The organism is Kosakonia sp. CCTCC M2018092 (assembly GCF_003864115.1).
Classification (GTDB): domain Bacteria; phylum Pseudomonadota; class Gammaproteobacteria; order Enterobacterales; family Enterobacteriaceae; genus Kosakonia; species Kosakonia cowanii.
The window spans coordinates 3,867,668-3,894,462 of record NZ_CP034225.1; the positions used below are offsets into that span (position 1 = coordinate 3,867,668).

19 protein-coding genes are annotated in these 26,795 nt (G+C 56.0%); 8 read left to right on the forward strand and 11 right to left on the reverse strand.

All coding sequences use genetic code 11. The features are described from left to right. The first annotated feature begins 181 nt into the window (after positions 1 to 181). Complete coding sequence (locus EH164_RS18395) at positions 182 to 2,572, forward strand: glucose/quinate/shikimate family membrane-bound PQQ-dependent dehydrogenase (protein ID WP_124969753.1); 2,391 nt, start codon at positions 182 to 184, stop codon at positions 2,570 to 2,572. Between the two features lie 222 nt (positions 2,573 to 2,794). On the opposite strand, the gene cueO is transcribed toward EH164_RS18395, so the two are convergent. Next, a complete protein-coding gene (cueO, locus tag EH164_RS18400; RefSeq protein WP_124969756.1) occupies positions 2,795 to 4,351 on the reverse strand; it encodes a multicopper oxidase CueO in 1,557 nt (518 codons plus the stop codon). A 144-nt stretch (positions 4,352 to 4,495) separates the two neighbouring features. Here cueO and EH164_RS18405 point away from each other — a divergent pair, with 144 nt between their 5' ends. The 3 genes from EH164_RS18405 to speD all read left to right on the forward strand — a co-directional run bounded on the left by EH164_RS18405 (position 4,496) and on the right by speD (position 6,605). After that, positions 4,496 to 4,843 carry a YacC family pilotin-like protein gene (locus EH164_RS18405; RefSeq protein WP_023480277.1) on the forward strand — a complete coding sequence of 116 codons (348 nt, stop codon included), beginning with the start codon at positions 4,496 to 4,498 and terminating at the stop codon, positions 4,841 to 4,843. 86 nt (positions 4,844 to 4,929) lie between these two features. Beyond that, positions 4,930 to 5,790 carry a polyamine aminopropyltransferase gene (speE, locus tag EH164_RS18410; RefSeq protein ID WP_023480226.1) on the forward strand — a complete coding sequence of 287 codons (861 nt, stop codon included), beginning with the start codon at positions 4,930 to 4,932 and terminating at the stop codon, positions 5,788 to 5,790. A gap of 20 nt (positions 5,791 to 5,810) precedes the next feature. Beyond that, positions 5,811 to 6,605, forward strand: a complete 795-nt coding sequence (gene speD / locus EH164_RS18415; protein WP_023480253.1) for an adenosylmethionine decarboxylase — start codon at positions 5,811 to 5,813, stop codon at positions 6,603 to 6,605. Between the two features lie 30 nt (positions 6,606 to 6,635). On the opposite strand, the gene yacL is transcribed toward speD, so the two are convergent. From yacL to pdhR, 8 genes are all read right to left on the reverse strand, one after another. Further along, positions 6,636 to 6,998: a protein YacL gene (yacL, locus tag EH164_RS18420; protein WP_023480494.1), complete on the reverse strand. Its 363-nt coding sequence runs from the start codon at positions 6,996 to 6,998 to the stop codon at positions 6,636 to 6,638. 124 nt (positions 6,999 to 7,122) lie between these two features. Then, positions 7,123 to 9,720, reverse strand: a complete 2,598-nt coding sequence (acnB, locus tag EH164_RS18425; RefSeq protein ID WP_124969759.1) for a bifunctional aconitate hydratase 2/2-methylisocitrate dehydratase — start codon at positions 9,718 to 9,720, stop codon at positions 7,123 to 7,125. A gap of 273 nt (positions 9,721 to 9,993) precedes the next feature. Next, the gene (locus EH164_RS18430) at positions 9,994 to 11,418 is read right to left on the reverse strand and encodes a hypothetical protein (protein ID WP_124969762.1); all 1,425 of its coding nucleotides are present in this window, start codon (positions 11,416 to 11,418) and stop codon (positions 9,994 to 9,996) included. A 161-nt stretch (positions 11,419 to 11,579) separates the two neighbouring features. Then, complete coding sequence (gene traT / locus EH164_RS18435; RefSeq protein ID WP_023480291.1) at positions 11,580 to 12,311, reverse strand: conjugal transfer complement resistance protein TraT; 732 nt, start codon at positions 12,309 to 12,311, stop codon at positions 11,580 to 11,582. A 279-nt stretch (positions 12,312 to 12,590) separates the two neighbouring features. After that, the gene (lpdA, locus tag EH164_RS18440; RefSeq protein WP_023480442.1) at positions 12,591 to 14,015 is read right to left on the reverse strand and encodes a dihydrolipoyl dehydrogenase; all 1,425 of its coding nucleotides are present in this window, start codon (positions 14,013 to 14,015) and stop codon (positions 12,591 to 12,593) included. Between the two features lie 202 nt (positions 14,016 to 14,217). Then, positions 14,218 to 16,116 (reverse strand): pyruvate dehydrogenase complex dihydrolipoyllysine-residue acetyltransferase, encoded by a 1,899-nt coding sequence (gene aceF / locus EH164_RS18445; protein WP_124969765.1) that lies wholly within the window; start codon positions 16,114 to 16,116, stop codon positions 14,218 to 14,220. 14 nt (positions 16,117 to 16,130) lie between these two features. After that, positions 16,131 to 18,794 carry a pyruvate dehydrogenase (acetyl-transferring), homodimeric type gene (gene aceE, locus EH164_RS18450; protein ID WP_124969768.1) on the reverse strand — a complete coding sequence of 888 codons (2,664 nt, stop codon included), beginning with the start codon at positions 18,792 to 18,794 and terminating at the stop codon, positions 16,131 to 16,133. 175 nt (positions 18,795 to 18,969) lie between these two features. Then, positions 18,970 to 19,734 (reverse strand): pyruvate dehydrogenase complex transcriptional repressor PdhR, encoded by a 765-nt coding sequence (pdhR, locus tag EH164_RS18455; protein ID WP_023480248.1) that lies wholly within the window; start codon positions 19,732 to 19,734, stop codon positions 18,970 to 18,972. A 539-nt stretch (positions 19,735 to 20,273) separates the two neighbouring features. On the opposite strand from pdhR, the gene aroP reads away from it, so the two are divergent. The 3 genes from aroP to EH164_RS18470 all read left to right on the forward strand — a co-directional run bounded on the left by aroP (position 20,274) and on the right by EH164_RS18470 (position 24,173). Further along, positions 20,274 to 21,644 carry an aromatic amino acid transporter AroP gene (gene aroP / locus EH164_RS18460; RefSeq protein ID WP_076768886.1) on the forward strand — a complete coding sequence of 457 codons (1,371 nt, stop codon included), beginning with the start codon at positions 20,274 to 20,276 and terminating at the stop codon, positions 21,642 to 21,644. Between the two features lie 172 nt (positions 21,645 to 21,816). After that, complete coding sequence (locus EH164_RS18465; protein ID WP_124969771.1) at positions 21,817 to 23,223, forward strand: glycoside-pentoside-hexuronide (GPH):cation symporter; 1,407 nt, start codon at positions 21,817 to 21,819, stop codon at positions 23,221 to 23,223. Further along, on the forward strand, positions 23,223 to 24,173 hold the full coding sequence (locus tag EH164_RS18470) for a family 43 glycosylhydrolase (protein ID WP_124969774.1): 951 nt from the start codon (positions 23,223 to 23,225) through the stop codon (positions 24,171 to 24,173). Before EH164_RS18465 ends, EH164_RS18470 begins: the two co-directional genes overlap by 1 nt. 15 nt (positions 24,174 to 24,188) lie before the next feature. On the opposite strand, the gene ampE is transcribed toward EH164_RS18470, so the two are convergent. Further along, entirely contained in the window at positions 24,189 to 25,043 is an 855-nt protein-coding gene (ampE, locus tag EH164_RS18475) for a beta-lactamase regulator AmpE (protein WP_124969777.1), read from the reverse strand. Continuing rightward, positions 25,040 to 25,603, reverse strand: coding sequence for a 1,6-anhydro-N-acetylmuramyl-L-alanine amidase AmpD (ampD, locus tag EH164_RS18480; RefSeq protein WP_023480445.1), 564 nt, complete (start codon positions 25,601 to 25,603; stop codon positions 25,040 to 25,042). The genes ampE and ampD overlap by 4 nt, the downstream gene beginning before the upstream one ends. A 129-nt stretch (positions 25,604 to 25,732) precedes the next feature. Between ampD and nadC the strand changes: the two genes are divergently transcribed. Continuing rightward, the gene (gene nadC / locus EH164_RS18485; protein ID WP_124969780.1) at positions 25,733 to 26,626 is read left to right on the forward strand and encodes a carboxylating nicotinate-nucleotide diphosphorylase; all 894 of its coding nucleotides are present in this window, start codon (positions 25,733 to 25,735) and stop codon (positions 26,624 to 26,626) included. The last annotated feature ends 169 nt before the right edge of the window (positions 26,627 to 26,795 follow it).

Below are 26,795 nucleotides of genomic sequence, written 5' to 3' on the forward strand. Positions count from 1 at the left end.
GCAAATAATTCAACACCAATCGCTTAAACCGGTGATTGAAACGCAAGCCGTGAAGTATACCAGCAAAACCAATTCAGGTGGGCATGCATCGAGAAAGCTCGATTTGTGATGACGATCACACTTGTTAACACCTATAATTAGTTGCTATCAAAAATTTAACAAACTGATGAGTATTCCTTTTATGGCAGAAACAAAATCGCAACGGTCGCGGCTATTGATAATGCTGACGACGATCTTTGCAGCCTTCTGCGGGCTGTATCTTTTAATCGGTGGTGTCTGGCTGGTCTCCATCGGCGGCTCCTGGTACTACCCCATCGCTGGCCTGGTGATGCTCGGTGTGACCTGGCTGCTGTGGAAAGGGAAGCGTTCCGCGCTCTGGCTTTATGCGGCCCTGCTGCTTGCCACCATGCTGTGGGGCGTTTGGGAAGTCGGCTTCGACTTCTGGGCGCTGACCCCACGTAGCGATATTCTTGTCTTCTTCGGTATCTGGCTGATTCTGCCATTTGTCTGGCGTCGCCTGATTATTCCTGCCCGCGGCGCGGTTGCTGCTCTGTTAGCGGTACTGCTGATTAGCGGCGGTATTCTGACCTGGGCCGGTTTTAACGACCCGCAGGAGATCAACGGCACCCTGAGCGCCGACTCAACGCCTGCTGCACCGATCTCCAACGTTGCCGATAGCGACTGGCCAGCTTATGGCCGTAACCAGGAAGGCCAGCGTTACTCCCCGCTGAAGCAGATTAACGCGGATAACGTGAAGAACCTGAAGGAAGCCTGGGTATTCCGCACCGGCGACCTGAAGCTGCCGAACGATCCGGGTGAAATCACCAACGAAGTGACGCCGATTAAAGTGGGCGACACCTTGTTCCTCTGCACCGCGCACCAGCGTCTGTTCGCACTTGATGCGGCAAGCGGTAAAGAGAAGTGGCACTTCGATCCGCAGCTGAACGCGGATCCGTCCTTCCAGCACGTCACCTGCCGTGGTGTCTCTTACCACGAAGCGACGGCGGAAAACGCTAGCCCGGACGTGGTGGCTAACTGTCCGCGCCGCATCATTCTGCCGGTGAACGACGGTCGCCTGTTCGCAGTGAACGCCGATAACGGCAAGCTGTGTGACACCTTTGCTAACAAAGGTATCCTCAACCTGCAGACCAACATGCCGGTTACCACGCCGGGGATGTATGAGCCGACTTCACCGCCGATCGTCACCGATAAAGTGATTATCATTGCCGGTGCGGTAACGGATAACTTCTCTACTCGTGAGCCGTCTGGTGTGATTCGTGGTTTCGATATCAACACCGGTAAGCTGCTGTGGGCCTTCGATCCGGGCGCGAAAGATCCGAATGCAATCCCGGCGGATGAACACCACTTCACCCTTAACTCGCCGAACTCCTGGGCACCAGCGGCCTATGACGCGAAGCTGGATATGGTCTACCTGCCGATGGGCGTTACCACGCCAGATATCTGGGGCGGTAACCGTACGCCGGAGCAGGAGCGTTACGCCAGTTCCATTGTTGCGCTGAATGCGACCACCGGTAAGCTGGTGTGGAGCTATCAGACCGTACACCACGATCTGTGGGATATGGATATGCCGTCCCAGCCGACGCTGGCGGATATCGATGTGAACGGTAAGAAAGTGCCGGTCGTTTATGCTCCGGCGAAAACCGGTAACATCTTCGTGCTGGATCGCCGTAACGGCGAACTGGTTGTGCCGGCACCGGAAAAACCGGTTCCGCAGGGCGCAGCGAAAGGCGATTACGTCACCAAAACCCAACCCTTCTCCGATCTGAGCTTCCGTCCGAAGAGAGATCTGAGCGGTGCGGATATGTGGGGTGCCACCATGTTCGACCAACTGGTGTGCCGCGTAATGTTCCACCAGATGCGTTATGAAGGCATTTTCACTCCGCCGTCTGAACAGGGTACGCTGGTCTTCCCGGGTAACCTTGGCATGTTTGAGTGGGGCGGTATCTCCGTCGATCCAAACCGCCAGGTGGCGATTGCCAACCCGATGGCGCTGCCGTTTGTCTCCAAGCTGATCCCGCGTGGTCCAAACAACCCGATGGAGCCGCCGAAAGATGCGAAAGGCACCGGTTCGGAATCCGGTATTCAGCCGCAGTATGGCGTGCCGTTTGGCGTAACGCTGAATCCGTTTCTCTCTCCGTTTGGCCTGCCGTGCAAACAGCCAGCCTGGGGTTATATCTCTGCGCTGGATCTGAAAACCAACCAGGTAGCATGGAAAAAACGTATCGGTACGCCGCAGGATAGCCTGCCGTTCCCGATGCCGATTAAAGTGCCGTTTACCCTCGGTATGCCGATGCTTGGCGGCCCGATCTCCACTGCCGGTAACGTGCTGTTTATTGCCGGTACAGCGGATAACTACCTGCGCGCATACAACATGACCAACGGTGACAAACTGTGGGAAGGTCGTCTGCCAGCGGGTGGTCAGGCAACGCCGATGACCTATGAAGTGAATGGCAAGCAGTACGTTGTCATCTCCGCAGGCGGTCACGGTTCGTTTGGTACCAAGATGGGTGATTACATCGTGGCGTTTGCTCTGCCGGATGACGCGAAGTAATTAAGCACTCAGTTGTCATATTGCCAGATGGCGGCTAACGCCTTATCCGGCCTACAAAACAAAGCCCGGCATGCATGCGCTGCCGGGCTTTTTTATTGTCAAATCGCAACGCATTGCCGAATGGCGGCTGGCGCCTTATCCGGCCTACAAAACCCCGAAACCGATCGCAGAACCGTAGGCCTGATAAGCGCAGCGCCATCAGGCATTTTTGCCGGGCGCAGTTTACGCGACGGTAAAGCCGAGCATCATGCCGGTATCTTCATGCTCCAGCAGATGGCAGTGCGCCATATAGGCAAACTCTTTCGCTGCCGCATGATCAAAGCGCACCAGCACTTCGCTGCGCGCACCGTACACATTAACCGTATCCTTCCAGCCTGCGCGATGCGCCGCCGGCGGCTTGCCGTTTTCGGAAAGAATGCGGAACTGCGTACCGTGAATATGGAACGGATGCAGCATCATGTCCCCCTCCCCGGAGATCGCCCAGCGCTCAAACTGCCCTTTTTGTACCGCAAATTGCGGCGTCGCCATATCAAACGCTTTGCCATTGATACGGTTGGCATTGTGGAAATCAAACCCCTGGCTGCCGTGATCCATATGGCCATGATCCATCTGCATCCCGTGCATATCGTTGTGATGCATTCCCATGCCTGCCATCGCGCCGTCGCCATACTTCTGCTGCAGCGCCTGCATGCCCATCATATCGAGCATCGGATCCATCGACAGTTGCAGGGTGCGCTGAGTTAAGCCCTCAAGCGAAGGCAGTGTGGGCAGCGAAGCAAGCGTATCCGGCAGATCGCCCGAGGCGGTCACCTGCAACGGTTGAATACGCAGCACCGGCACCGGCTTATCAAACGGCGCGACGGTCATCCCCATCTGCTTAACCGGCAGCGTCAGCAGATCGAAAGGCTTGCCGTCGCTGATATCCACCAGCACCTCGAAGCGCTCGCCCATCAACATCGGTAGCTCCGTCACCTTAACCGGCTCACTCAGCAACCCGCCGTCGCTGGCGATGACATAGAGCGGGCGCTTATCGCTGGTGGCAAAATTGAGCGAGCGCGCGTTACAGCCGTTGAGCAGACGCAGGCGCAGCCAGCCGCGCGGAGCCGCATGCTGCGGGTAGACGGCACCATTAGCGAGCAGTGTATCGCCAAACCAGCCCACCGCCGCGCTCATCACATCGAGCTGGTAATCAATCTGCCCCTGCGCGGTAAATTTTTTGTCCTGCGCGATCACCGGCACATCATCGATGCCCCACTGCTGCGGCAGGCGCAGCTTGCGGCTGTTGTCATCTTCGATCAGCACCAACCCGGCGAGCCCCATCGCCACCTGACGCCCGGTTTTGCCATGCTGATGGGGATGGAACCAGCAGGTGGCGGCCTGCTGCGTGGGCGTGAAGGTCACCGTCCGGCTACCGCCCGCCTTAATCACGCCCTGCGGCCCGCCGTCGACCTCGCCCGGCACTTCGAGACCGTGCCAGTGCACGGTGGTCTCTTCAGCAAGCTGATTGCGGATATCCACCGTCACCGCTTTTCCCTGACGCAGCTGAATGGCAGGCCCCAGCAACGCGCCGTTATAACCCCAGGTTGTCGCGCTTTTCTGCGCAAACTGGCTCTCTCCCGCCTGCACCGTTAAGACGATGCGGCTCTCTGCATCGGGGGCAAGCAGCGGTGGAATGGGTAACGTGGGCCGGGTGGCGGCGAAGAGCGAGCGGCTCCAGAGCGGCAGCGCGCTGGCGGCTCCCAGGAGCGCGGAATATTTAAGGAAATCTCGACGTTGCATGGGTATATCCTTATCAAGAGTCGGCGATGCTTTAAGCGTAAACCTTTCCCCTGCCGGAAGGTCAAGAAAGCAGACGATAATAAATATCGTCGCGTTAACTGGACTGTGCTAACGTTTAATTTCCGTTACGCCGTGGTAGAGAGAATGAAAACGTTTTTCAGAAGTATCATCCTTGGCAGCCTGCTCGCTGTCTCCGCCAATAGTTATGCCCTGAGTGAATCTGAAGCTGAAGACATGGCCGATCTGACGGCGGTGTTTGTTTTTCTGAAAAATGACTGCGGTTATAACAACTTACCTAACGGGCAGATCCGCCGTGCGCTGGTCTTTTTTGCCCAGCAAAATCAGTGGGATCTCAGCAACTACGATAGCTGGAACATGAAAGCGCTGGGCGAAGAGAGCTACCGCGATCTGAGCGGCATCGGCATTCCAACGGCGAAAAAGTGTAAGGCCCTTGCCCGTGACTCGTTGAGTCTGCTCGCCTACGTGAAATAGCGCCTATCTTTTGACCGTGCATCGTTCTCCAGAGTTGGCTATCATGTTGCGCCCGTTTTTCACGGATGTTAACAAAGGAGCGACGAATGGCCGACAACACCATTTGGCAAGAAACGCTGCACGACAACTTTGGTCAGTACTTTGCCGTTGATAAGGTGCTTTACCACGAGAAGACCGATCATCAGGATCTGATTATCTTCGAAAACGCCGCCTTTGGCCGCGTGATGGCGCTGGATGGCGTGGTACAAACCACCGAACGCGATGAGTTTATCTATCACGAGATGATGACTCACGTTCCGCTGCTGGCGCACGGTCACGCAAAGCATGTGCTGATCATTGGCGGTGGCGACGGCGCGATGCTGCGCGAAGTCTCCCGCCACAAAAATATTGAAACCATCACCATGGTAGAGATCGACGCAGGCGTCGTCTCCTTCTGCCGCCAGTACCTGCCAAAACACAACGCCGGTGCCTACGACGACCCGCGTTTTGAGCTGGTGATTGATGATGGCGTCAACTTCGTCAACCACACGCAAAAAACCTTCGATGTGATTATCTCTGACTGTACCGATCCTGTCGGTCCGGGCGAGAGCCTCTTCACCTCGGCGTTTTATGAAGGGTGCAAGCGCTGCCTCAATCCCGGCGGGATTTTTGTCGCGCAGAACGGCGTCTGCTTCTTACAGCAGGAGGAAGCCGTCGGCAGCCATCGCAAACTGGGCCACTACTTTGCCGATGTCAGCTTCTACCAGGCGGCAATCCCGACCTATTACGGCGGCATTATGACCTTTGCCTGGGCGACGGATAACGAAGCGCTGCGCTCGCTCTCCACGGAGATTATCGCCGCGCGTTTCCACACCGCCGCACTGACCTGCCGTTACTACAATCCGGCAATCCATACGGCAGCATTCGCTCTGCCACAATATCTACACGATGCACTGTCTGCACAGTGACGCTAAGGGGGTGAGAAAAATTGAAAAAGCTTAAACTACATGGCTTTAACAACCTGACCAAAAGCCTGAGTTTTTGTATCTACGATATCTGCTACGCCAAAACCGCCGAAGAGCGCGACGGCTATATTGCCTATATTGATGAACTCTATAACGCCAACCGCCTGACGGAGATCCTGACGGAGACCTGTAACATCATTGGCGCCAACATTTTGAATATTGCCCGCCAGGACTACGAGCCACAGGGTGCGAGCGTGACGATTTTGGTTAGCGAAGAGCCGGTCGACCCGCACCTGATCGACAAAACAGAACATCCGGGGCCGCTGCCGGAAGCAGTTGTCGCGCATCTGGATAAGAGCCATATTTGCGTGCACACCTACCCGGAAAGCCACCCTGAAGGCGGATTGTGCACCTTCCGCGCCGACATTGAAGTCTCAACCTGCGGGGTGATTTCGCCGCTGAAAGCGCTGAACTACCTGATCCACCAGCTTGAGTCGGACATCGTGACCGTCGACTACCGCGTGCGCGGCTTTACGCGCGACGTGAATGGCATGAAGCACTTCATCGACCACGAGATTAATTCGATCCAGAACTTTATGTCTGACGATATGAAATCGCTGTATGACATGATGGATGTGAATGTTTACCAGGAAAACATCTTCCATACCAAAATGTTGCTTAAGGAGTTCGACCTTAAGCACTACATGTTCCATACCAAACCGGAAGATTTGACGCCGCAGGAGCGGAAAGAGATCACGGAAGCGCTGTGGAAAGAGATGCGCGAGATCTACTACGGCCGTAACATCCCGGCCGTGTAAATGCGCAGCGGGAGCAGGGACGCTCCCCGATTAGCGCTGCTTGAGAAATTGCCGGTAAGCGGCCACCACCTGAAGAAAATCCTCCACGCCGCAGAGGGATAAACTCTCCTCATCGTAGTAGTTCATCCCCTCTTCCATCTCGTCGCCGGTAAACTCCAGCAGATTGGCGCGGATCATCACCTCTTCACCATCCAGCCACAGCGTATACTCATGGCCGACGCGCTGCCACGAGCGCTCGCTGCCCTTCACCGTTTGCGCCGCCTGCTCCACTTCATCCAACAGGGCGAGGTTCTCTTTCACCTCTTCGTTAAACCAGTGGCCGATCACTTCGTGCCCCATCGACATGCGCACTTTGACGCCACCGGTGACATCGCGCAGAAATTCGTAATCCATCATTGCTCCTCATGGGGGCCAGAGAGCCGCCAGTGCTTTAATTATCGCAGCACCATACAGGAAAAAAAGCGCGGGGACGGGAAGGAAGGGAAAAAAAAGCCACTCCGAAGAGTGGCTTTTTTATTTAGACGGCGGTCTGGAATATCACGCCTTCAGCTTTGTCGGTGTATTGATCAAGCTGGTCAAAGTTGAGGTAGCGGTAAGTATCCACGGCGGTTTTATCCACCTGATCCATAAAGGTCAGATACTCCTGCGGCGTCGGCAGCTTGCCGATCAGCGCCGAGACGGCTGCCAGCTCCGCAGAGGCCAGGAAGACGTTCGCGCCGGTACCTAAACGGTTCGGGAAGTTACGGGTCGACGTTGAAACGACGGTCGCACCGTCTGCCACACGCGCCTGGTTACCCATGCACAGGGAGCAGCCCGGGATTTCGATACGCGCACCGCTCTTACCAAAGACGCTGTAGTAGCCCTCTTCGGTCAGCTGCGCGGCATCCATACGCGTCGGCGGAGCAACCCACAGGCGGGTCGGCAGCTGGCCTTTATGGCTGTCCAGCAGCTTACCGGCGGCGCGGAAGTGACCGATGTTGGTCATACAAGAGCCGATGAACACCTCATCGATGCTTTCGCCCTGCACATCAGAGAGCAGACGCGCATCGTCCGGATCGTTCGGCGCGCAGAGGATCGGCTCTTTGATTTCGGCCAGATCGATATCGATCACCGCCGCGTAATCTGCGTCCGCATCCGCTTCAAGCAGCTGCGGATCCGCCAGCCATTTCTCCATGCCCTGGATACGGCGCTCCAGCGTACGGCGGTCGCCGTAGCCTTCAGCAATCATCCACTTCAGCAGCACGATGTTGGAGGTCAGGTACTCGATAATCGGCTCTTTGTTCAGCTTGATGGTGCAACCCGCGGCAGAACGCTCAGCGGAGGCATCGGTCAGCTCGAACGCCTGCTCGACTTTCAGATCCGGCAAGCCTTCAATTTCCAGGATACGGCCGGAGAAGATGTTTTTCTTACCCTTCTTCTCAACGGTCAGCAGGCCCTGTTTGATGGCATACAGCGGAATAGCGTGAACCAGATCGCGCAGGGTGATGCCCGGCTGCATTTTGCCTTTAAAACGCACCAGCACTGATTCCGGCATATCCAGCGGCATCACGCCGGTCGCAGCGGCAAATGCCACCAGACCAGAGCCCGCCGGGAAGGAGATACCAATCGGGAAACGGGTGTGGGAGTCACCGCCGGTACCAACGGTATCCGGCAGCAGCATGCGGTTCAGCCAGGAGTGGATAACGCCATCGCCCGGACGCAGCGACACGCCGCCACGGTTCATAATGAAGTCCGGCAGCGTATGGTGGGTAGTGACGTCAACCGGCTTCGGATAGGCCGCGGTGTGGCAGAAGGACTGCATTACCAGATCGGCAGAGAAGCCGAGGCACGCCAGGTCTTTCAGCTCATCACGGGTCATCGGACCGGTGGTGTCCTGCGAGCCGACGGAGGTCATCTTCGGTTCGCAATACGCGCCCGGACGAACACCTTCTACGCCACAGGCGCGGCCAACCATTTTCTGCGCCAGCGAATAGCCGCGGCTGCTTTCCGCCACGTCTTTCGCCTGACGGAAGATCTCGCTCTGCGGCAGACCCAGCGCTTCACGCGCTTTGGTGGTCAGGCCACGACCGATGATTAGCGGGATACGGCCACCGGCGCGCACTTCATCAATCAGCACGTCGGTTTTCAGTTCAAAGGTCGCCAGCAGTTCGCCGGTTTCGTGGTTGCGCACTTCGCCTTTGAACGGGTAAACGTCAATCACGTCGCCCATGTTCAGGTCAGAAACGTCAACTTCAATCGGCAGCGCACCGGCATCTTCCATGGTGTTGAAGAAGATAGGCGCGATTTTGCCGCCGAGCACCAGACCGCCGCCGCGCTTGTTCGGCACGTTCGGAATGTCGTCGCCCATAAACCACAGCACCGAGTTGGTGGCGGATTTACGCGAAGAGCCGGTACCAACGACGTCGCCGACGTAGGCCAGCGGGAAGCCTTTCTGCGCCAGCGCCTCGATCTGTTTGATCGGGCCAACGCTGCCCGGCTGATCCGGTTCGATCCCTTCACGGGCGTTTTTCAGCATCGCCAGCGCGTGCAGCGGAATATCCGGGCGCGACCAGGCATCCGGTGCCGGTGAAAGGTCATCGGTGTTGGTTTCGCCGGTCACTTTAAAGACGGTAACGGTGATCTTCTCGGCCAGCGGCGGACGGCTCTGGAACCATTCAGCATCCGCCCAGGATTGCATCACCTGTTTGGCGTAGGCGTTGCCCGCTTTCGCTTTCTCTTCCACGTCGTAGAAGTTATCGAACATCAGCAGGGTATGGGAGAGGGCTTTGGCAGCAATCGGTGCCAGCGCGTCGTTATCCAGGGCTTCAATCAGCGGATGGATGTTGTAGCCGCCCTGCATGGTGCCCAGCAGTTCAACGGCTTTTTCAGGGCTAACCAGTGGGGAGGTCGCGTCGCCTTTGGCGACCGCTGCAAGGAAACCCGCTTTTACATAGGCGGCTTCATCAACACCGGGCGGGACACGGTTAGCCAGCAGGTCTAACAGGAATTCTTCTTCGCCAGCAGGCGGACTCTTCAGCAGCTCGACAAGCGCGGCCATTTGGGTTGCATCTAATGGTTTTGGCGCAATCCCCTCAGCAGCACGTTCAGCTACGTGCTTACGGTATTCTTCTAGCACGACGGTTCTCCTCGCTCTCATTGTCATAATGCGGCAGGCGTTTCTCTTCACGCTCCTGTGAGACAGCAGTTTGTAGGGTAAATCCGCGAACCGCGCCGGGCAGCATAGCAGGAATTTCAGGGGGTGTTAATCTGTTTACAAAAAAGCAACATTAAATCCCGGCTGAATCGTTACAGATGGCATAAAGCCGACGGCAGAGGGGTTTAGCGAAAAATAATCCTCGAACCGCCGAGAAAACAAACGGCTCCGCAGAGCCGTTACGTTAAGACAATGTTAAAGCTTGCCGAGAATGTCCAGCCCCCAGCTACGGCTGTATTTCTCCGGGTTCAGGCTCTCATCAACCAGTTTGCCCAGCAGGTACTTTTTCACCGTTTCACGGTTATCTACCTGCTGATGGTGCTGAACGTTAGCCAGTTGGCCGCGTCCGTTGTAGTTGAGCGTGGTGCTGTTCTCCTCGCTGTTTTCCACCACATGGTAGTAGTAGCTTTGTGAGGATTTCTGCGTGCCCAACGCCAGCGGAATCGACGGATCGATCGCCTGGTGCCATGCGGCGCTCAGATTGCTGCGCGTCGTCTGCTTCACGCTCTTGGAGCTGTCGCTGTGGGCGTTGGCTTCCGTTGACTGCGAGGCGGTGTAGGCAAAGCGATCTTTCTCCTGCAACTTCGCCGGGTTGACCGACTTCTCCGTCTGCGTCAGCGAGAGCGAGAAATCATTCAAACCGCTCAGCTGTGACGCGCCGTTATCGCCGATGCGGATCGCATTCGTCGCCACGACAGGCATTGTTTCAGCGCTGGTATTGCTGTTAAGCGCGCGGAAGACCGCCTTCATCGCTGCCATCTGGTCATAATTGCCCTGCCCGGCAGTGCGCGCTTTATCGAATTTGCTATCCCACGCGCTTAAGGCGATTTGCTGCTGCGCGGCGTTGCCGGCAAAGGCAGAGTGCGCCATATCGCTGCTCATTTTCAGCGAGAACTCGCCATCTTCATAAGCCGTGGAGCGCGTTTTGTTATCCGCATGGAAATTGAGCGACTGCAACGACTTGTCGTCGTTACGCAGGTCGGTTTTCAGATCCACCGATTTCAGCAGGCGGGTATCAAACTGAGTTAAGCCGCTGATATCAAGTTGCGGCTGCTGCTTGCCGAGGCCGCTCAGGGTCTCCCCCAGCGCTTTACCGAGGCCTGCGATGGCGGCGGCTTCGTCGTCATTGAGCGCTTCGCCATCGGTTTTCAGCTGAACGGTCATGCCGTCATCCTGCTGGCTCATCACCAGCTGCACTTTGGTGCCGGACTGGGTGACGATATCCATGCTGATGGCGGAGTCATTTGCCGCGCGGGCAATGCCCATATCCGCACCGCGCAGCGTCTGCACGACATCGCCACGGTTATCATTCAGATTGCTCAGCAGCGTGCTGCCAAGCGTGACGAAAGCGGAGATGGAGGTGCCGCCAGAAGCCAGCCCCATCAGCCCCTGAATCTGGCTATGCTGCTGCTCGGCAATCGCCGGGTTCACTTTCTTGGGCATCAGCGAATAGACGGCGGCGATCTCCGACGTCTGGCTGCCAAACATCACTTTTGTCGAGGCGTCATCCGCGGGAGATGCTTTGTTTACAGATGCGGGTGCGGCAATGCCCACTCGCGCCGGGGTACTGACCCGCGCGGCTGATGGCAGTAGCGCAGTAAGGTTAAGGCCGTTAATCATGGCGATGAAACTCCCTCTCACCGAAATAGTAAATAAGTAACATCGGCAACGTGCGGCGAAGGTTTATCGCTTTTGGCTGAAAAGCAGGCACCCGTCACTTTTACGTATAAAAAAAGCGGACCAGTTGCCCGAGCCCGCTTTTTAAGATGTCAGCAATCAACTTACATGATGTTGGCGACAGATTTTGCCAGCTGCGCTTCGAGAGCCGGTTTCGCCTCTTCGAATTTCAGGTTTACTTTGTTGGCGTTAGAGACCACGCGGGTCTGGTATTTCGCGCGGTTACCCTCTTCGGTGCTGGTCTGCAGCTTGATACCGGAGGTGCCCTGACGCAGGGCGGCGATATTATCGGTGGTCACTTTCGCTTTGCTGCGCTCGGAGATCTGCAGGTCGGTGATCATAGTGAAGTTCACATCTTCCACCATCGCGTCTGCTGCGAGACCAATCAGGCCAGCCGCCAGACCCACACCCAGCGCGGCGCCGGAGGAGTTGCTGTTATAGGCGGTGATACCGGCACCCAGACCGGCACCAATCGCCGCGCCTTCGTAACCACTTTTCAGGTAGCCCTGAGTTTCACGCAGATCCATTTTGTCCGCTTTCAGCACGTTCGCCTGGATCCAGTAATAGGCCGTATCCGGAGAGGAGGTGACTTTGTAGCCTTTATCGCTCAGCTCTTTCGCCAGCAGAGTCTGCAAATTACTCATGTCTTTATCAGAGGTATTTTTCACCTGGATAAATACCGTTTTCTCAGAAGCCGGCTCCAGCCAGATGGTCTGGCTCATCTGGGTTTTCACATCCAGATTGCGTTTTTTGATAGCCGTCGTCATCGCGCCACAGCCGGAAAGGGTAAATGCCGCCAGAACCATACCGACGACAGCGAGTTTTTTAATAGACATTAACGATTCCTTTATATTTCGAACACCAGAAGAACAACAAATGCGGCAAAGGCAGGACGGGAGCGATGAAACGCGGATAAGAGACAAAGTCCATGTCATGACGACGCCAGGCCGCCCGCCTGAGGCGAGCGTGCCAACACTATTCTTAAGTGAGTTATCGGCTTCGTTATCAATTGGTTGAGAGGGAATTACCTACTAAATGTGGTGGTTTTCTCCAGGCATAAAAAAAGCAGCCATAAAGGCTGCTTTGTTTCGAACGCGTAAGCGGCGTGAAGAGAGTTATTTCTTCTTCGCTTTCGGGTTCGGCAGGTCGGTGATGCTGCCTTCGAACACTTCTGCGGCCAGGCCAACAGATTCGTGCAGCGTCGGGTGCGCGTGGATGGTCAGCGCGATATCTTCTGCATCACAGCCCATTTCGATCGCCAGACCGATTTCACCCAGCAGCTCGCCGCCGTTGGTGCCGACAACCGCGCCACCGATAACACGGTGCGTCTCTTTGTCGAAAATCAGTTTGGTCATACCGTCTGCGCAATCGGAAGCGATAGCACGGCCAGAAGCTGCCCACGGGAAGGTGGCGGTTTCGTAGCTGATGCCTTTCTCTTTCGCTTCTTTCTCGGTCAGACCTACCCATGCCACTTCTGGCTCGGTATAGGCGATAGACGGGATCACTTTCGGATCGAAGTAGTGTTTCTTACCGGCGATAACTTCTGCGGCAACGTGGCCTTCATGCACGCCTTTGTGCGCCAGCATCGGCTGACCGACGATGTCGCCGATAGCGAAGATGTGCGGCACGTTGGTGCGCAGCTGTTTGTCGACGCGGATAAAGCCACGGTCGTCCACTTCCACGCCCGCTTTACCGGCGTCGAGGTTTTTACCGTTCGGCACACGGCCGATGGCGACCAGCACGGCGTCGTAACGCTGCGGTTCAGCCGGAGCTTTTTTGCCTTCCATCGTAACGTAGATACCGTCTTCTTTCGCTTCAACGGCAGTCACTTTGGTTTCCAGCATCAGGTTGAACTTCTTGCTGATGCGTTTGGTGAAGACTTTCACCACGTCTTTGTCTGCGGCCGGGATCACCTGGTCGAACATCTCAACCACGTCAATCTCTGAACCCAGCGCATGGTATACGGTGCCCATTTCCAGACCGATGATGCCGCCACCCATAACCAGCATACGCTTCGGTACGGATTTCAGCTCAAGCGCGCCGGTGGAGTCCCACACGCGCGGATCTTCATGCGGAATGAACGGCAGTTCAATCGGACGGGAACCCGCCGCGATGATGGCGTTGTCGAAGTTGATTACGGTTTTGCCGTTTTCGCCTTCCACTTCCAGGGTGTTCGCCCCGGTAAATTTACCCAGACCGTTAACCACTTTGACCTTACGGCCTTTTGCCATACCTGCGAGGCCGCCGGTCAGCTGGTTAATTACTTTGTCTTTCCAGGTACGGATTTTGTCGATGTCGGTCTGCGGTTCGCCGAAGACGATGCCGTGCTCGGCCAGCGCTTTAGCTTCTTCAATCACTTTCGCGACGTGCAGCAGCGCTTTAGAAGGGATACAACCTACATTCAGACAAACACCGCCGAGGGTGTTGTAGCGTTCAACGATGACGGTTTCCAGACCTAAATCAGCGCAACGGAAGGCAGCAGAGTAACCTGCCGGGCCTGCCCCAAGTACGACGACCTGAGTTTTGATTTCAGTACTCATCATGACCTCTTATTGATTTCCGGCGGTCAGGGGTACTTCATGTCGCCCTTCATCCACCGGGACGTTCTATCCGCCCGCAGTTTACAAAATTGTTAACATTTTTGAAACAACAAACGGCTAACGAATTGTCCTTTGCCCCTGATAACCCCAAAAGCGCTATGAGATTAGCAGAAAAAAGCCGGCCGTCAGGCCGGCTTTTCGATTACATCACCAGACGGCGAATGTCGGACAGCATGTTATTGATGATGGTGATAAAGCGCGCCCCATCAGCACCGTCAATCACGCGGTGGTCGAAGGAGAGCGAAATCGGCATCATCAGACGCGGAACGAACTCTTTACCGTTCCACACCGGTTCCATCGCGGACTTGGAGACGCCCAGGATAGCCACTTCCGGCGCGTTCACAATCGGCGCGAAGTGGGTTGTACCCAGGCCGCCGATGCTGGAGATGGTGAAGCAGCCGCCCTGCATTTCGCCGGCAGTCAGTTTACCATCACGCGCTTTCTTGGAGATCACGGTCAGTTCGCGGGACAGCTCGGTCACGCTCTTCTTGTTCACGTCTTTAAAGACCGGAACCACCAGGCCATTCGGGGTATCAACCGCGACACCGATGTTGATATATTTTTTCAGCGTCAGACGCTGACCATCTTCGGACAGGGAGCTGTTGAAACGTGGCATCTGCTCAAGGGCCGCAGCAACGGCTTTCATGATGAAGACCACTGGGGTGAATTTCACGTCCAGTTTACGTTTCTCGGCTTCGGCGTTCTGCTGTTTACGGAACGCTTCCAGATCGGTGATATCGGTTTTGTCGAAGTGGGTAACGTGCGGGATCATCACCCAGTTACGGCTCAGGTTAGCACCAGAGATTTTCTGGATACGGCCCAGTTCCACTTCTTCGATTTCGCCGAACTTGCTGAAGTCCACTTTCGGCCACGGCAGCATGCCTGGCAGACCACCGCCGGTAGCGGCAGCAGGTGCGGATTCCGCGCGTTTCACCGCGTCTTTCACGTAAGCCTGAACGTCTTCACGCAGGATACGGCCTTTACGACCGGAGCCCTTCACTTTCGCCAGGTTCACGCCGAATTCGCGCGCCAGGCGGCGGATCAGCGGAGTTGCGTGGACGTAAGCGTCGTTCTCTGCGAAGTCAGATTTGCCTTCTGCTTTAGCCGGAGCCGCAGCAGCCGGTTTCTCAGCTTTTGCAGCCGGTGCCGGAGCCGCTTCCTGTTTCGCTGCCGGAGCAGCGGCAGGCGCAGCGCCTTCTACTTCGAAGACCATGATCAGCGAGCCGGTGGAGACTTTGTCGCCCACGTTCACTTTCAGCTCTTTTACCACGCCCGCGAACGGTGCCGGGACTTCCATCGAGGCTTTGTCGCCTTCAACGGTGATCAGAGACTGTTCAGCAGAGACTTTATCGCCGACTTTGACCATCACTTCGGTCACTTCGACTTCGTCACCGCCGATATCCGGTACGTTAACGTCTTTCGCGCCCGCAGCCGCTGCCGGAGCAGAAGCCGCTTCTTCTTTGACCTGCGGTTTCGCGTCAGCAGCCGGTGCAGCACCCGCCACTTCGAAGACCATGATCAGAGAACCGGTGGAGACTTTGTCGCCGGTGTTGACTTTGATCTCTTTCACGGTGCCAGCGAACGGCGCCGGAACTTCCATGGAGGCTTTGTCGCCTTCCACGGTGATCAGGGACTGCTCAGCGGTCACGCTGTCGCCCACTTTCACCAGAATTTCGGTCACTTCGACTTCATCACCGCCGATATCCGGCACGTGAACGTCTTTTGCGCTTGCAGCGGCCGGTGCGGCAGCTGCCGGAGCGGCTTCTTTCTTCTCTTCTGCCTGAGCAGGTGCAGCGTCAGCTGCACCGTCGGCGGAATCGAAAATCATGATCAGTTTACCGGTCTCGGTTTTGTCGCCGACAGAGACTTTGATCTCTTTCACGACGCCAGCCTGCGGAGACGGAACTTCCATAGAGGCTTTGTCGCCCTCTACGGTGATCAGCGACTGTTCAGCTTCAACTTTGTCGCCCACTTTGACCAGAATCTCGGTGATTTCTACTTCATCAGACCCGATGTCCGGTACGTTGATTTCGATAGCCATTGTCTCTTTACCTCTTACGCCAGACGCGGGTTAACTTTATCTGCATCGATGTTGAATTTGGTGATCGCTTCTGCCACCACTTTCTTGTCGATTTCGCCACGTTTAGCCAGTTCGCCCAGGGCTGCTACAACCACGTAAGAAGCATCAACTTCGAAGTGGTGACGCAGGTTTTCACGGCTGTCGGAACGACCGAAGCCATCGGTACCCAGTACGCGGTAATCATCAGCCGGTACATAAGTACGAACCTGTTCGGCGAACAGTTTCATATAGTCAGTAGATGCTACAGCCGGAGCGTCGTTCATCACCTGAGCGATGTACGGAACGCGCGGAGTTTCCAGCGGGTGCAGCATGTTCCAGCGTTCACAATCCTGGCCATCACGCGCCAGTTCGGTGAAGGAGGTGACGCTATAAACGTCAGAACCTACGCCGTAGTCGTTAGCCAGGATCTGCGCTGCTTCACGAACGTGACGCAGGATAGAACCGGAGCCCAGCAGCTGAACTTTACCATTGTTACCCGCAACGGTTTCGAGTTTGTAGATACCTTTACGGATACCTTCCTCGGCGCCTTCCGGCATTGCCGGCATGTGGTAGTTTTCGTTCAGCGTGGTGATGTAGTAGTAAACGTTCTCTTGTTTCTCGCCGTACATGCGCTGCAGACCGTCATGCATGATGACCGCAACTTCGTAAGCGTAAGACGGATCGTAAGAGATACAGTTCGGGATAGTCAGTGACTGAATGTGGCTGTGACCATCTTCGTGCTGCAGACCTTCACCGTTCAGGGTCGTACGACCAGAAGTACCACCTACCAGGAAGCCGCGAGCCTGCTGGTCGCCTGCCTGCCAGCACAGGTCACCGATACGCTGGAAACCGAACATCGAGTAGTAGATGTAGAACGGAATCATCGGCAGGTTGTTGGTGCTGTAAGAGGTCGCAGCCGCCAGCCAGGATGCGCCAGCACCCAGTTCGTTGATACCTTCCTGCAGGATCTGACCTTTCTCGTCTTCTTTGTAGTAAGCAACCTGCTCACGGTCCTGCGGGGTGTACTGCTGGCCGTTCGGGCTGTAAATACCAATCTGACGGAACAGACCTTCCATACCGAAGGTACGCGCTTCGTCGGCAATGATCGGAACCAGGCGATCTTTGATCGACTTGTTCTTCAGCATCACGTTCAGGGCACGAACGAAGGCGATGGTGGTGGAGATCTCTTTGTTCTGCTCTTCCAGCAGCTGAGAGAAGTCTTCCAGCGCAGGCAGATCCAGTTTTTCGGTGAAGTTCGGCTGACGTGACGGCAGGTAGCCTTTCAGTGCCTGGCGACGTTCATGCAGATATTTGTGCTCTTCAGAGCCTTCAGCGAAGGTGAGGTAAGAGAGTTTTTCAACTTGCTCATCGGTCACCGGAACATTGAAGCGGTCGCGGATATAACGCACGCCGTCCATGTTCATTTTCTTCACCTGGTGGGCGATGTTTTTACCTTCGGCGGTGTCGCCCATGCCATAACCTTTAACGGTGTGGGCCAGGATGACAGTTGCTTTGCCTTTGGTTTCCTGCGCTTTTTTCAGTGCAGCGTAGATTTTCTTCGGATCGTGACCACCACGGTTCAGTGCCCAGATCTGCTCGTCGCTCCAGTCTGCAACCAGTGCGGCGGTTTCCGGGTATTTACCGAAGAAGTGTTCGCGAACGTACGCACCATCTTTCGATTTGAAGGTCTGGTAGTCGCCGTCAACGGTTTCGTTCATCAGCTGGATCAGTTTACCGCTGGTGTCTTTACGCAGCAGCTCGTCCCAACGAGAACCCCACATCACCTTGATTACGTTCCAGCCAGCACCTGCGAAGATGCCTTCCAGTTCGTTGATGATTTTGCCGTTACCGGTGACCGGGCCATCAAGACGCTGCAGGTTACAGTTGATGATGAAGCAGAGGTTGTCCAGTTTCTCACGGGTCGCGATGGTGATCGCACCTTTGGATTCCGGCTCATCCATCTCACCGTCGCCGAGGAAGGCGTAAACGGTCTGTTCAGAGGTATCTTTCAGACCACGGTGTTCCAGATATTTCAGGAACTTCGCCTGATAAATCGCACCAATCGGGCCCAGACCCATGGAAACGGTCGGGAACTGCCAGAATTCCGGCATCAGTTTCGGGTGCGGGTAAGAGGAGAGGCCTTTACCGTGAACTTCCTGACGGAAGTTGTTCATCTGCTCTTCAGTCAGACGACCTTCAACAAATGCACGTGCGTACACGCCCGGAGAGATGTGGCCCTGGAAGTACACCAGATCGCCGCCGTCTTTCTCGTTACGAGCGCGGAAGAAGTGGTTGAAGCAGACTTCGTAAATGGTTGCGGAAGACTGGAAGGAGGCCATGTGACCGCCCAGCTCGAGGTCTTTTTTAGACGCACGCAGAACCGTCATGATTGCGTTCCAGCGGATAGCTGAACGAATACGGCGTTCCAGTTCCAGATTGCCCGGGTATTCCGGTTCATCTTCAACGGCAATAGTGTTTACGTAGTTGCTCGCCCCTGTGCCAGCTGCCACTTTCACACCGCCTTTGCGGGCTTCAGAAAGGAGCTGGTCAATCAGATACTGAGCACGCTCAACACCTTCTTCACGGATGACCGATTCGATCGCCTGTAGCCAGTCGCGAGTTTCGATCGGATCCACGTCATTTTGTAAACGTTCTGACATGGGGGGTATTCCTTATCTATCTAATCGTTGATTGTCTGGAACCTGTCCCATTGCACTCTGACGGCCTGTAAAGGTTCGTAAAAGTGCAATAAGACAGGTTCTGCGTTTAGTTGCCGCGCTCTAAAAGTTGGCGCTGTTGTTACAACTCTTCCGGCACAATTTGCGCCAGAAAATTCTAATTCTTGCGCTGCTCCAGCCGACGCAGAGAGCGTTCACGACGGCTCTGTTCACGGCTGCGATCCAGCAAAATCTCTTCGATAAACGCCAGATGGCGGTGCGACGCTTCACGCGCCTCTTCCGGTTTGCCTGCCATGATCGCGGCGAAGATGCTCGCGCGATGGTTGCTGACCAGCGGTAGCATCTCGCGGCGGGCGTAGAGCAGTTCGAAGTTTTGACGAACGTTCTGCGCCAGCATCGGCTCCATGCAGCGTAGCAGATGAAGCAGGACTACATTGTGTGCCGCTTCCGTTACGGCGATTTGATACTGCACGACCGCGCTGGACTCCGCGTCCAGATCGCCCGATTGTTGAGCCAGCTCAATGGCGCGATGCAGCTCGCCAATCCGCACTTTGTCTTCGTCGGTGCTGCGAAGCGCCGCGTAATAAGCAGCAATGCCTTCCAGTGCATGGCGCGTTTCGAGAAGATCAAATTGGGATTCGGGATGATCGGTCAGAAGCTCGACCAGCGGATCGCTGAAGCTCTGCCACAGACTGCTTTGGACAAAGGTCCCGCCACCCTGGCGACGTAGGAGCAGGCCTTTCGCTTCGAGACGCTGGATGGCCTCGCGCAGTGAAGGACGAGAAACGTCGAACTGTTTGGCCAGTTCGCGCTCTGGAGGAAGTTTTTCACCGGGACGGAGTGTGCCCTCGAGAATCAAAAACTCCAGTTGCTGCTCAATCACATCGGAAAGTTTAGGTTGGCGGATTTTGCTGTAGGCCATTGTTCCCTGTCTCTGCCACTCGCCCGGAGTAAATTGGTCTTACCAATTTCATATTGTTGACGCTAAAGTAACAAAGTATTCACCTTCTGTCCATACAGGTTTTGATTGAAATCAGGAAACCACGCACATTTTAACAAGCAAAGAGAAATGGCGTTTCAAAGATGTAACCTTACGCAAATGACTCGTTTACCCCTTAAGAGTGAGTTTTAACTTTCCCGAAACGCAAATTACTGAATGTGAACCGATTCAGTCGGTTTATAGATGATTTTTTATTCACTTCTGATGAATAAAAAGAGGGGTGTTTTGGTATGAGGGGGGAAGAGGGTTATTTGCCGGCGCTCTTTTTTTCATCAGCTCGTCATAGACCCGTCATAAAGCAGATGCATTCCCGTTCGCTTACCACTATTCTTTGGCATGCGAAAGGTCTCAAGTCAAAATCATCCTGCCGCTTCGTAAAGCAAAAAATACATATAAATGGAACTTATTCATTACACGCTCAAACATAGCGTAAACATAATAACCACACACGAGGTTTCATAATGGAAGGTCAACAGCACGGCGATCAGCTAAAGCGCGGCCTTAAGAACCGCCATATACAGCTTATCGCGCTGGGCGGTGCTATTGGGACTGGGCTGTTTCTGGGCAGCGCGTCAGTCATCCAGTCGGCCGGCCCCGGCATTATTCTCGGCTACGCCATTGCCGGTTTTATCGCGTTTCTGATTATGCGCCAGCTCGGGGAGATGGTGGTCGAAGAGCCGGTTGCCGGCTCCTTCAGCCATTTCGCTTACAAATACTGGGGCAGTTTTGCCGGCTTCGCCTCCGGCTGGAACTACTGGGTGCTCTACGTGCTGGTCGCCATGGCCGAACTGACGGCGGTCGGTAAATATGTCCAGTTCTGGTGGCCGGAGATCCCTACCTGGGCTTCCGCTGCCGTCTTCTTTGTCGTTATCAACGCCATCAACCTGACCAACGTAAAAGTGTTCGGCGAGATGGAGTTCTGGTTTGCCATTATCAAAGTGGTGGCCGTGGTGGCGATGATCCTCTTCGGCGGCTGGCTGCTGTTTAGCGACAGCGCAGGCCCGCAGGCGACGGTTCGCAACTTATGGGAACAAGGCGGCTTCCTGCCGCACGGCATCGGCGGCCTGGTGATGATGATGGCGATCATCATGTTCTCCTTCGGCGGGCTGGAGCTGGTCGGTATCACCGCGGCGGAAGCGGATAACCCGGAGCAGAGCATTCCCAAAGCGACCAACCAGGTTATCTACCGCATTCTGATCTTCTACATTGGCTCGCTGGCGGTGCTGCTCTCCCTGCTGCCGTGGACCCGCGTAACGGCTGACACCAGCCCGTTTGTGCTGATCTTCCATGAACTGGGCGACTCCTTTGTCGCTAACGCGCTGAATATCGTGGTGCTGACTGCGGCGCTGTCGGTCTACAACAGCTGCGTTTACTGCAACAGCCGCATGCTGTTTGGCCTGGCCAAACAGGGCAACGCGCCGAAAATGCTGCAAAAAACCGACAAGCGCGGCGTGCCGGTCAACACCATCCTCGTCTCCGCACTCTTCACCGCGCTCTGCGTGCTGATTAACTACCTCGCACCGGAATCCGCCTTTGGGCTGCTGATGGCGCTTGTGGTCTCGGCGCTGGTGATTAACTGGGCGATGATCAGCCTCGCGCATATGCGTTTTCGTCGTGCGAAGCAGCAACAGGGCGTGAAACCGCGCTTCCCGGCGCTCTTCTACCCGCTGGGGAACTGGATCTGCCTGATCTTTATGGCGGCAGTGCTGGTTATCATGGTGATGACGCCGGGTATGGCGATCTCCGTGTGGCTCATCCCGGTGTGGATTGCCATTCTTGGCGTCGGCTACCTGGTACGACAGAAAAATGCTAAAGCGGTGAAAGCACACTGATCCTCTTCTGCCCTGCCCTCTCCCGTCCGGGAGAGGGTTGTTAAACCAATGTTATCTTCCTCACACTTTCCTTTACGTAGCCATTTTGTCCATCTCTGCGGCGTGATCCTGCTACGCAAATAAAAATTTACGGGCGAATAATCGAACTCATACCTCAGAGGGAGACCCGTCGATGGACACCACTAAACTGTCTGTTAAAGAGAAGATTGGTTATGGCATGGGCGACGCCGGATGCAACATCATCTTTGGCGCCATCATGCTGTTTGTGAACTATTTTTACACCGATATCTTCGGTCTGGCTCCCGCGCTGGTCGGTGTGCTGCTGCTGTCGATTCGCGTTATTGATGCCATCACCGACCCGTTAATGGGCGCGCTGGCCGACCGCACGCAGAGCAAATATGGCCGTTTTCGCCCGTGGCTGCTGTGGATTGCACTGCCTTACGCGGTCTTTAGCGTGCTGATGTTTACCACCCCGGAGTGGACCTACAGCAGCAAAGTTATCTATGCCTTTGTCACCTACTTCCTGCTTTCGCTTACCTACACCGCCATCAATATTCCCTACTGCTCACTGGGCGGCGTTATCACTAACGATCCGAAAGAGCGCGTAGCCTGCCAGTCTTACCGGTTTGTGATGGTCGGCATCGCGACGCTGCTGCTGTCGCTGACGCTGCTGCCAATGGCGGAGTGGTTCGGCGGCGCGGATAAAGCCAAAGGCTATCAGATGGCGATGACGGTGCTGGCGTTTATCGGCATGTGTATGTTCCTGTTTTGCTTTGCTACGGTGCGCGAGCGTGTGCGCCCGGCGGTGCCGACTAATGACGACATGAAGAAAGATCTCAAAGACGTATGGAAAAACGATCAATGGGTGCGCATTCTGCTGCTGACGCTGTGCAACGTCTGCCCCGGCTTTATCCGTATGGCTGCAACCATGTACTACGTCACCTGGGTGATGCAGGAGAGCACCCACTTCGCCACGCTGTTTATCAGCCTTGGCGTGGTCGGCATGATGTTCGGTAGCATGCTGGCAAAAGTGCTGACCGACCGCTGGTGCAAACTGAAAGTCTTCTTCTGGACTAATATCGCGCTGGCGATTTTCTCCTGCGGCTTCTACTTCCTCGACCCGCGCGCGACGGTGATGATTGCGGTGCTTTATTTCCTGCTCAACATCCTGCACCAGATCCCCTCCCCGCTGCACTGGTCGCTGATGGCCGATGTCGATGATTACGGCGAGTGGAAAACCGGCAAACGTATCACCGGGATCAGCTTTTCCGGCAACCTCTTCTTCCTGAAAGTCGGGCTGGCGGTGGCGGGCGCGATGGTCGGTTTCCTGCTCTCCTGGTATGGCTACGACGCCGGTGCCAAACAGCAGAGCGCCAGCGCCATCAACGGCATCGTACTGCTGTTTACGGTGATCCCGGGCGTCGGTTATCTCATCACCGCAGGCGTGGTTCGTCTGCTGAAAGTCGACCGTGAATTGATGAAACAGATCCAGGCGGATCTGGAAAAACGCCGCATTAACTACCACGAACTGAGCGACAGCCAGAGCGTACCGGCGGCGAAAAACGTAAGGAATGCATAATGAAAACCTGGCCGAACCCCTTTATTGAACAGCGCGCAGACCCGTTTATTCTGCGCCACGACGAACACTACTACTTTGTCGCCTCGGTGCCGGAGTACGATCGCCTGGAGATCCGCCGCGCCGCCACGCTCGACGGGCTGCGCAGCGCAGAAGGCGTGGTGGTGTGGCGCAAGCCGCAAAGCGGGCCGATGAGCGAGCTTATCTGGGCACCGGAGCTGCATCATATTGAGGGCAAATGGTATCTCTACTTTGCCGCCGCTGGCACAAAAGCGCTCGATAAGCTGAATATGTTCCAGCACCGCATGTTTGTGCTCGAGTGCGCCGATACCGATCCATTAACCGGGGAGTGGGTTGAGAAAGGCCAGGTTAAGACGCCGTTCGACACCTTTGCGCTGGATGCCACCACCTTTGTCCATCAAGGCAAGCGCTGGTATTTGTGGGCGCAAAAAGCGCCGGATATTGCGGGCAACTCCAATCTCTATCTGGCGGAGATGGAAAACCCGTGGACGCTGAAAGGCGAGCCGGTGATGTTAAGCAAACCGGAATATGAGTGGGAGTGTCGCGGCTTTCTGGTTAACGAAGGCCCGGCGGTGCTGTTTCACAACGATAAGCTCTTTATTAGCTACTCCGCCAGCGCGACGGACGAGAACTACTGCATGGGGCTGCTGTGGATCGATCTCGACGCCAACCCGCTTGAGCCACAAAACTGGCATAAATCGCCCGAGCCGGTGTTTAAAACCAGTTATGAAAACCGCCAGTATGGCCCGGGACACAACAGCTTTACGCAGACGCCGGAGGGGGAAGATGTGCTGGTGTATCATGCACGTAATTACACCGAAATTGAGGGCGATCCGCTCTACGATCCCAACCGCCATACGCGCCTGAAAACGATTCGCTGGCAGGAAAACGGGATGCCTGACTTCGGCATCCCGGCGGCGGATAATCAGTAAACCGGCGGCACGCGGTTACATCAGCGTGCCGTAAATCGTCAGTACCGCCACCACCACGACCACGGCAAACGAGGTCTTCTTCGCCATCGACACCGCCGCTTTCGGCGTGGCGACCTTATCATGATGCGGCTCGCGCGCCAGCGAGAACTGCGCCAGCCGCGTCAACACATGGTATTGCGAGGTGTGGGTATCGCCGAGCGAGGCAAACCAGGCTGGCAGCGCTTTCTCACCATGACCGAGCAGCGCGTAGACCACGCCCGCAAGGCGCACCGGTACCCAATCGAGCAGATGTAAAATAGCGTCGATGCCAGATTGCTGCCGCTCGGTCGGCGTCTTGAAGCGCGCCAGCCAATACTGCCAGGCGCGCAAAAAGGCGTACCCGACCAGCAATACCGGCCCCCAGGGGCCACCCACCACAAACCAGAACAGCGGCGCGAGGTAGAAGCGGAAGTTAATCCACAGCAGCGCATTCTGCAATTCGCGCAGGAACTCGCGCTCGTCGCATCCGGGCGGCACGCCGTGAATCAACGTCAGCTCACTGGCCATCGCCATATGGGCGCGGCTGTCGTTTCGCGCCGCCGCTTTCAGATAGGCGTGGTAGTGCAACCGCACTTTGCCCGCGCCGATGCACAGCAGGCCAATCAGGATCCACACCACCAGCAGCGGGACGTTGAAAAACATCCCCAGCAGCGCGCGCAGAATCAGGAAGGTCACCAGCATGGCTAACGCCGTCATTAACAGCGTTCTCAGCATCGAATAGCGCTTGATGCGCCGGAACAGCACCTCCAGCCGGTGGTCCAGCTGCCAGTGCTCTCCCAGTTTAAACAGCCGCTCCGCTGCCAGTACCAGCAGCATGGTGAATAACGTCATGGCATCTCCTTTTCTGACAACGCGGCGACCAGGGCACGAAATTTGGCCCAGTCAAACGCAGGGCCGGGGTCGGTCTTACGTTCAGGCGCGATATCGCTATGTCCGGTCATATTGTCGGCAATCGCCGGGTAAAGCTCAATCACCGTTCTTGTCACCGCCGCCAGCTGGCGGTACTGCGCGTCGGTATACGCCAGATCGTCCGTTCCCTCAAGCTCAATGCCGATTGAGAAATCGTTACAGCGCTCGCGCCCCTGATAAGAGGAGACGCCCGCATGCCAGGCGCGCTTATCGAAAGGCACATATTGCACTATTTCTCCGTCGCGGCGAATCAGACAGTGCGCAGAAACGCGAAGATGAGCAATGCCGGCAAAATAGGGATCGGCGCTGGGATCCAGCGTGCCGGTAAAGAGCGCGTCAATCCACGGGCCGCCAAACTCGCCGGGAGGCAGGCTGATATTATGTACCACCAACAGTGATGGCGACTCATCGTCCGGGCGGCAATCATAATGCGGAGAGGGCACATGCCGCGCCTCCACCAGCCAACCCTTGCGTAACTGCATAAGGAACTCCTTATAGAGGATGGTGCTGAAACACGCTTCAGAGTAGCATGCTTAGGCCGCCTCCCATAATGCCGGAGCTGCACAACCAAACGCTAACTTTGTGATTCGTTACACTTTTTGGAGCCTATCATGCCGCCTCGCCGCTATAACCCCGACCTTCGCCGTGACGCGTTGCTAAAACGCATTGAACTGGATATTCCTGCCGCCGTCGCGCTGGCACTGCGTGAAGATCTGGGTGGAGAAGTCGATGCGAATAACGACATTACCGCGCAATTATTACCGCCAGAGAATCACTCCCATGCGGTAGTGATCACCCGTGAAGAGGGGGTGTTCTGCGGTAAACGCTGGGTTGAAGAGGTGTTTATACAGCTGGCGGGCGACGACGTAACGCTCACCTGGCACGTTGCGGATGGCGACACGGTGCACGCCGATCAACCGCTGTTTGAGCTGGATGGCCCTTCGCGCGTGCTGCTCACCGGTGAACGTACAGCACTCAACTTTGTTCAGACGCTCTCCGGCGTCGCCAGCGCGGTGCGCAACTATGTTGCCCTGCTGGAGGGCACCAAAACACAACTGCTTGATACGCGCAAAACCCTGCCCGGCCTGCGCACGGCGCTGAAATATGCGGTGCTCTGCGGCGGTGGCGCGAATCATCGTCTCGGGCTTTCCGATGCGTTTCTGATCAAAGAGAACCACATTATCGCCGCAGGCTCAGTGCGCAACGCGGTAGAGAAGGCCTTCTGGCTGCATCCGGATGTGCCGGTCGAGGTTGAAGTCGAGACGCTGGAAGAGTTCGATGATGCGCTGAAGGCGGGTGCCGATATCATCATGCTGGATAACTTCGCGCCCGAGCAGATGCGCGAAGCGGTCAAACGGGCCAATGGCCAGGCGAAGCTGGAGGTCTCAGGCAATGTTACCGAGCAGACGCTGCGCGAATTTGCACAAACCGGCGTCGATTACATCTCTGTTGGTGCGCTGACAAAGCACGTTCGCGCCCTCGATCTCTCAATGCGTTTTCGCTGATCATCTCCCAATATCACGGGCCGCTGGCCCGTTTTTTTGCGGCTTATCTCGCAGCAATCTTGTTCTGTTATGCAACAGCGGTAAAAACGCCGGAAGCCACTTTCCGGGCTGCTCTTTTGCCCCTCGCACCGCTTTTCACCCCCTGACACAGTAACGGCTCTGCATAAGG